The 6,760-nt window shown below is 71.7% G+C and carries 8 protein-coding genes; 5 read left to right on the top strand and 3 right to left on the bottom strand.

Annotated features, from left to right (window positions below):
* Positions 1-60: 60 nt before the first annotated feature.
* Entirely contained in the window at positions 61-660 is a 600-nt protein-coding gene (locus tag KDL01_RS37775; RefSeq protein ID WP_212533524.1) for a GNAT family N-acetyltransferase, read from the top strand.
* A 99-nt stretch (positions 661-759) separates the two neighbouring features.
* Entirely contained in the window at positions 760-2,547 is a 1,788-nt protein-coding gene (locus KDL01_RS37770; RefSeq protein ID WP_212533523.1) for a glycosyl hydrolase family 18 protein, read from the top strand.
* 75 nt (positions 2,548-2,622) lie between these two features.
* Here KDL01_RS37770 and KDL01_RS37765 read toward each other — a convergent pair whose 3' ends face one another.
* Entirely contained in the window at positions 2,623-3,036 is a 414-nt protein-coding gene (locus KDL01_RS37765; RefSeq protein ID WP_212533522.1) for a DnaJ family domain-containing protein, read from the bottom strand.
* Between the two features lie 156 nt (positions 3,037-3,192).
* Between KDL01_RS37765 and KDL01_RS37760 the strand changes: the two genes are divergently transcribed.
* Positions 3,193-3,597, top strand: a complete 405-nt coding sequence (locus KDL01_RS37760) for a PPOX class F420-dependent oxidoreductase (RefSeq protein ID WP_212533521.1) — start codon at positions 3,193-3,195, stop codon at positions 3,595-3,597.
* A gap of 69 nt (positions 3,598-3,666) precedes the next feature.
* The gene (locus KDL01_RS37755; RefSeq protein WP_212533520.1) at positions 3,667-4,875 is read left to right on the top strand and encodes a serine hydrolase domain-containing protein; all 1,209 of its coding nucleotides are present in this window, start codon (positions 3,667-3,669) and stop codon (positions 4,873-4,875) included.
* Positions 4,876-4,945: 70 nt separating this feature from the next.
* On the opposite strand, the gene KDL01_RS37750 is transcribed toward KDL01_RS37755, so the two are convergent.
* Positions 4,946-5,476 carry a GNAT family N-acetyltransferase gene (locus KDL01_RS37750; protein WP_212533519.1) on the bottom strand — a complete coding sequence of 177 codons (531 nt, stop codon included), beginning with the start codon at positions 5,474-5,476 and terminating at the stop codon, positions 4,946-4,948.
* A 388-nt stretch (positions 5,477-5,864) separates the two neighbouring features.
* Here KDL01_RS37750 and KDL01_RS37745 point away from each other — a divergent pair, with 388 nt between their 5' ends.
* Positions 5,865-6,278 carry an SsgA family sporulation/cell division regulator gene (locus KDL01_RS37745; RefSeq protein WP_034271838.1) on the top strand — a complete coding sequence of 138 codons (414 nt, stop codon included), beginning with the start codon at positions 5,865-5,867 and terminating at the stop codon, positions 6,276-6,278.
* A 166-nt stretch (positions 6,279-6,444) separates the two neighbouring features.
* Here the strand turns inward: KDL01_RS37745 and KDL01_RS37740 are convergent.
* The coding region (locus tag KDL01_RS37740; RefSeq protein WP_212533518.1) for a chorismate-binding protein at positions 6,445-6,760 on the bottom strand (316 nt) is incomplete at its 5' end.

Raw genomic sequence — 6,760 nt, 5'->3', positions numbered from 1 at the left:
GCGCGGGCGTGGGCGAAAAAGGCGTGGTGCGATCCGGACGCCCCCGCCTAAGCTCCGGCCGTGCCCGAGACCGATCTCCCCCCTGCCGCCGCGCCGCACGACCTCGTCCTGCGCGCCGAGACCCCCGCCGACCACGCCGCCGTACGCACCCTGATCAGCGCGGCCTTCGAGGACGAACACGTGGCCGTGCTCGCGGACGCGCTCCGCCTGGCCCCCGCCCCGCTCGCGCCGCAGGCCTTCGTCGCCGAGGCGGACGGGCGGATCATCGGCCACGTCATGCTCTCCGCGAGCCGCCTGGACGCACCGCGGCAACTGGTGGACGTGCTCGTGCTGTCCCCGCTCTCGGTACTGCCGGAGTATCAGGGCCGCGCCATCGGCACCCGGCTGGTGCGGCGCGCGCTCGAAGCGGCGGACGCGCGGGGCGTACCCCTGCTCTTCCTCGAGGGCTCCCCGCGCTACTACGGCGCCCGCGGCTTCGCGCGCGCGGACACGCTCGGCTTCCGCTCCCCCTCGCTGCGCATCCCCGAGCCCGCGTTCCAGGTGGCCCGGCTGGCGGCGTATCAGCCCTGGATGACCGGCACGCTGGTGTACGCGGAGACCTTCTGGGCGTTGGACTGCGTGGGTCTGCGGGAGAACGCCCAGGTCGGCGAGATCGAGTAAGTAAGGGTTCTTGACAGACCGATGGTCTAGTCCAATTATGTGCCTGGTACACCGGCCGGTGTCAGAACAGTCCTGCTCCAGCCATCCCAGGAGAGGCCCATGCTCCGACCCCGCACACCCCGCGCGCTCACCGCGGCCTGCGCCGCCGCCTTCCTCGCCGCCACCTCGGCGGGGCTGGTGGCCCTCGGCGCCGGCAGCGCGTCCGCCGCCACCACCAACACCCCGCTCCCGGCGCACGTGTTCGCCCCCTACTGGGAGGCCTACAGCGGCGACGACCCACTCGCCGAGTCCCAGGCCTCCGGCGACAAGTACCTGACGGCGGCGTTCCTGCAGACCGCGACCAAGGGCTCGTGCACCGCCTACTGGAACGGCGACTCCAGCCAGCCGATCTCCACCTCGACCTGGGGCAGCGACTTCGCCACCATCCAGGCCGACGGCGGCAACGTGATCCCGTCCTTCGGCGGCTACACGGCCGACGACACCGGCACCGACATCGCCGACAGCTGCACCAGCGTCAGCTCCATCGCGGCCGTGTACGAGAGCGTGATCACCACCTACAACGTCTCGCGGATCGACCTCGACGTCGAGGACAACTCCCTGACGAACACGGCCGGCATCACCCGCCGCAACCAGGCCGTGGCGCAGGTGGAGTCCTGGGCGGCGGCGAACAACCGCACCATCCAGTTCTCCTACACCATGCCCACCACCACCTCGGGCCTGGCCTCCTCCGGCCTGGCCGTGCTGCAGAACGCCGTGGCCGAGGGCGCCACCGTCAGCGTCGCGAACATCATGACGTTCGACTACTACGACGGCGCCACGCACGAGATGGCCAACGACACCGAGACCGCCGCGGCGGGCCTCTACAGCCAGCTCCAGACGCTCTACCCGTCCTACAGCTCCACTCAGCTGTGGGGCATGATCGGCATCACCGAGATGGTCGGCATCGACGACTACGGCGCGGCCGAGACCTTCACCACCGCGGACGCGAGCACCGTGCTCAACTGGGCCGAGAGCAAGGGGATCAACACCCTGTCGTTCTGGGCGCTGGAACGGGACAACGGCGGCTGTGTCGGCACGGCCGGCTCCGACAGCTGCTCCGGCATCTCGCAGAGCACCTGGTTCTTCAGCAACGCCTTCGCCCCGTTCACCAGCGGTTCTGGCACCACCTCGTCGAACGGGTTCTCGGTCTCGCTCTCCGCGAGCTCCGGCTCGGTGGCCGCGGGCTCCTCGACCACGGCGACCGTCAAGACGGCCGTCACCTCGGGCTCGGCCCAGAGCGTGGCGCTGACCGCGAGCGGCGCGCCGAGCGGCGTGACGGTTTCGTTCAGCCCGAGCTCGGTCACGGCCGGCTCGTCCTCCACCGTCACCTTCGCCACCACCTCGGCCACGGCGGCGGGCACCTACCCGATCACCGTGACCGGCACCGCGGCCTCCGGCACCCAGAGCGCCACCTACACGCTCACCGTCACCAGCACGGGCGGCGGGGGCACCACCGGCAGCGGTTCGCTCGTCAACGGCAACTTCGAGACCGGCACCGCGAGCCCGTGGACCTGCCAGTCCGGCGACTCGGTGCAGTCCACGACCGTGCACGGGGGCAAGTACGCCCTCAAGGTGGTCCCGACCTCGAGCGTGACCGGTGAGTGCGACCAGGCGGTGACCCTGGCGGCCAACACCAAGTACACGCTGACCGGCTGGGTCGAGGGCAACTACGCGTTCATCGGCGTGAGCGGCGGCGCGAGCACCGACACGTGGAGTTCGTCGAGCTCGTGGAACCAGCTCACGCTCAGCTTCACCACCGGCTCCTCCGGCGCGGTGACCGTGTACATCCACGGCTGGTACGGCCAGGGCACCGTCTACGCGGACGACTTCACCCTGACCGCGGGCTGATGCCGATGACGGCACGCTAGACAGGCACACGCGGGGGCCGGTTCCGACCGGCCCCCGCTTACTCTCCGCTGATTCCTACCGCGCCTGCCGGGTACGCCGTTCCCGCCAGCCCGCGACGATCTCGTCCGCGTCCAGCATCGGCAGCACGACCCCGCGCCCGACCTGCGGCATCAGCCGCGCCTTGGCGGCCCGCTCGGCGTAGTCGGCGACGGCCGCACGCACCTCGGCCTCACTGCTCATCTTCTGTGCCCCGGCCCGCAGCTCGTCGGCGAGCTTGCGCAGCGCGAGCGGCAGCGGGACGACATGTGTCCCCGCCCCCTCACGCTCGACCACCTGGTTCAGCCACCAGTCAGGCCGGTACGGCGCCGTCTCGTCGGCCAGCGGCTTTCCGAAGCCGGGCAGGTCGTCGAACTCGCCCCGCGCCTGGGCCGCACGGATCTGCTGATCGATCAGCCCGTCGTGCCGAGACTCCCAATTCGCGTCACTCATACAACCACTCTAAGCAGCCCGGCCCGGCCCGTCGCCGTGAGGTGCCTCATATCAGACTCCTCACCAAGCCCCGCGCACCGCCCGCGCACCGCCCGCACACCACCCGCCCGGCGCAACGCGCGGAATCGCCCGGCCACCTCGCGCGTTGTGCCGGGTATGACAGACATCGCCGACGCCCGCGCCTTCCTCGCCGAGAACCACCGCGGCGTGCTCGCCACCTTCCGCCGCGACGGACGCGTCCAGCAGTCCCCGGTCACCGCCGGCATCGACGGTGAGGGCCGGGTCATGATCAGCGTCACCGAGGACCGGGCCAAGGCCCGCAACGCCCGGCGCGACCCGCGGGTGTCCCTGTGCGTGTTCAACGACGCCTTCTACGGGGCCTGGGTTCAGGTCGAGGGCGAGGCCGAGTTCGCCGACGGCCCCGACCGGCTCGACGCGCTGGTCGACTACTACCAGCGGCTGAGCGGGACGCACCCGGACTGGGACGCGTACCGCGCGGCGATGGAGCGCGACCGCAGGGTGCTGCTGCGGTTCGAGATCACCCGCGCGTCCGGGCTGTAGAGCGTCGGGCGGCCGCGCGGGTCTGCGGCAATCCGCGCGCCCAACCGGCCCAGGGTGTTGACTTGATCCATGGCAGCGAACGAGTTCACCAAGCGGGGCCTGCAACGGGCCGAGCGCGTCCTGTCCGGCTACGTCCAGCGCGGCGTCCTGCCCGGCCTCGTGGCCGCGTTCGCGCGCGGCGACACCACCCGAATCGAGGTGCACGGACGGCAGGACCTCGACCACGGCCTGTCGATGCGCGCGGACTCCATCTTCCGCATCTCCTCGATGAGCAAGCCGATCACCGCGGTGGCCGCGCTGATGCTCGTCGACGACTGCGTGCTGCGGCTCGACGACCCGGTGGACGAACTGCTGCCCGAGCTCGCCGACCGACGCGTGCTCAAGCGCCCCGGCGGCCCGCTGGACGAGACCGTGCCGGCCGCCCGCTCGATCACGCTGCGCGACCTGCTCACCTTCCGGGCCGGCTTCGGCGGCACCTGGGACCCGGACTGGCCGCTGACCGCCGCGGCCATAGAGCGCGGCATCGCCCCGCAGCCGCCGCGGCTGAGCCCGGAGCCCGCGCCCCAGCCCGACCTCTACCTGAGCCGCCTCGGTGAACTCCCGCTCGCATACCAGCCCGGCGAGGCCTGGCTCTACCACACCGGCATCGCGGTCACCGGCGTGCTCATCGCGCGCGCCACCGGCAAGCCGCTGGAGCAGTTCCTGCGCGAGCGCGTCTTCGAGCCGCTGGGCATGGACGACACCGGCTTCCACGTCCCCGCCGACAAACTCGACCGGTTCACCACGCTCTACACCGGCGCCGGAGCCGCCAACGCGTTGACGGTAGCCGACCCGGCCGAGGACGGGAAGTGGACCACCGCCCCAGCGTTCCCGGACGGCGGCGGCGACCTCGTCTCCACGGTCGAGGACTACCTCACCTTCGCCCGCCTGCTGCTCGGCCGCGGCCGCTACAGCGGCACCCGCCTGCTTTCTCGCCCACTGGCCGAGCTGATGACCTCGGACCTGCTGACCCCCGCGAACAAGGCCCGCGGCGGCCTGCTCCCGGGCATGTGGGACGCGGCCGGCTGGGGCATGGGCGTGCGCGTGGTCACCCGCCGCACCGGCTACCCGGCCGTCGGCCAGTACGGCTGGGACGGAGGCCTCGGCTCGACCTGGTTCAACGACCCGGCCGAGAACCTCATCGGCATCCTGCTCACCCCGCGCATGTGGGACTCCCCCGCCGCCCCGCCCGTCGCCCAGGACTTCCAGGCCTGCGCCTATGCGGCGCTCGCGGACTAGCCGGCCCGGCCACGCGCGGCAGCCGGCACCGAATCCTCGGCGCCGGTTACCGCGTTACGCCTCCGTCTGCTCAGGCGTCCGCATCCTTGAGCGCGTCGCCGCGCACGAGCCCGTAGACCACCATGTCGCGCCACTTCCCGTCCCGGAAGGCGCAGCCGCGACGCACGCCCTCGCGCTGGAACCCGACCTTCTCCAGCGAACGCTGCTCGGCCAGGTTGTCCGTCTCGGTGCACGCCTCCACCCGGTTCGCCAGCGTGTGCGCGAACAGGTACTCCACCAGCGCGCGCTGGGCGGACGTGCCGTATCCGTGCCCGCGCCCGCTGGTCTGCAGCGCGATGCCGATGTTCCAGGTGAACGAACTCGGCGCGGTGCGCACCTGGTGCCAGCTGACCACGCCCACCGGCACCCCGCCGCCGAGCACCACCAACGAGCCGCCGTCCGGCGTCAGCAACCCGGTCTCCGTGAACGACCGATACAGGGAACTGTTATCCCGGTGGCCGTACCAGCCGAAGTCGGAGGCCTCCACCGGATCGCTGCGCAACACGGCGAGCATCGGCAGGTCGGACTCGAGGACGGGGCGGAGCGTGATCGTGGAGGACATGGGCCCGATGGTAACCCGCTTGTCCGTACGGTCCCGCAGCGGTCCGGGAACCCGCGAATCCGCCCAGTTCACAGCCTCGTCGCGGCGCCCGGCGGGAAACCGCTGCGCCGAATCGGAGCCGCCCGCGGCGGCCGACCGGGTGATCCCCGCGCCACCCCCGGCGTGGCACCTGGCCGCATCGCCATCCGGATACGAGCATCAATACCTGTTCGGAACTGCGCCTTCTGCCTGGCCGCGAACCCCCGCAGCAGGCCCGGCGGCTATCAGCCCAACGGCGCAAGCCTGCGGCGTATCCCGGCCACAGGGGTTTACCGACCACGCTGTGGTGGCATCTTTGCCACGTTCCGTGCGTAACCCCAACGCACTCCTACGGGAAAGGCCGGCCGCCATGAGCACCTCGGTGACCTGTGAGTTGCAGTTGCGCCTGGTCGTCTCCAGCGAATCGTCTCTTCCGGTGCCCGCCGGTCTGCGCTACGACTCGGCGGATCCCTACGCCGTCCACGCGTCATTCCACACCGGCGGCAACGAGACGGTCGACTGGGTCTTCGCGCGCGATCTGCTCGCCGAAGGCCTCCGACGGCCCACCGGCTGCGGTGACGTGCGCGTATGGCCCTCACGCAATCGCGGGCAGGGCATCGTGTGCATCGCGCTGTCCTCACCCGAGGGCGAGGCGCTGCTCGAAGCCCCGGCGCGGGCGCTGGAGAGTTTCCTCAAGCGCACCAACGCCGCCGTGGCCCCCGGTTCGGAGCACCGCCACTACGACATCGACAGCGAACTGGCGCACCTGTTCGCCGACAACTGACCCCTCGGCGTCCCCACCTCGTTCCGGAACCCCGCCGCCCCCGGCGGGGTTCCGCGCATCCACGGCGCCGTCCGGGCCGTCTGCGCGCCCTGGAGCCGGATCTCGGCACCTTCTTCGTTCCTGCGGCATTCGCCTCAGGCGCTTCCTCGTTCCTGCGGTATGCGCCTCAGCTGCGCCCGCTCGCCAGCCCGATCAGCCGCTCCGCCTTCAGTTCCGTCTCGGCCCACTCGCGCGCCGGGTCCGATCCCCAGGTGATCCCGGCGCCGGTGCCGAACCGCAGCAGCCCGCGCTCGAGCCAGAACGTCCGGATGCCGACCGCCAGCCGCGCCGTGCGCCGATCCCCGTCCACCCAGCCGATCGCGCCGCAGTAGGGCCCGCGCGCCTCGCGCTCGAGTTCCCCGATCGTCTTGAGCGCGCTGTGCTTCGGCGCCCCCGTCACCGAGCCGGGCGGGAAGGTCGCGGCCAGGATCGAGGCCCACCCC

This window comes from Actinospica durhamensis (genome assembly GCF_018139695.1).
Taxonomy (GTDB): domain Bacteria; phylum Actinomycetota; class Actinomycetes; order Streptomycetales; family Catenulisporaceae; genus Actinospica; species Actinospica durhamensis.
The sequence above is the reverse complement of the archived record's forward strand: the minus strand, read 5'-3'. Positions and strand labels throughout refer to the sequence as shown.

Coding starts and splice junctions, on each gene's coding strand:
- KDL01_RS37770 (WP_212533523.1), top strand. CDS start 760: ATGCTCCGACCCCGCACACCCCGCGCGCTCACCGCGGCCTGCGCCGCC.
- KDL01_RS37765 (WP_212533522.1), bottom strand. CDS start 3,036: ATGAGTGACGCGAATTGGGAGTCTCGGCACGACGGGCTGATCGATCAG.
- KDL01_RS37760 (WP_212533521.1), top strand. CDS start 3,193: ATGACAGACATCGCCGACGCCCGCGCCTTCCTCGCCGAGAACCACCGC.
- KDL01_RS37755 (WP_212533520.1), top strand. CDS start 3,667: ATGGCAGCGAACGAGTTCACCAAGCGGGGCCTGCAACGGGCCGAGCGC.
- KDL01_RS37750 (WP_212533519.1), bottom strand. CDS start 5,476: ATGTCCTCCACGATCACGCTCCGCCCCGTCCTCGAGTCCGACCTGCCG.
- KDL01_RS37745 (WP_034271838.1), top strand. CDS start 5,865: ATGAGCACCTCGGTGACCTGTGAGTTGCAGTTGCGCCTGGTCGTCTCC.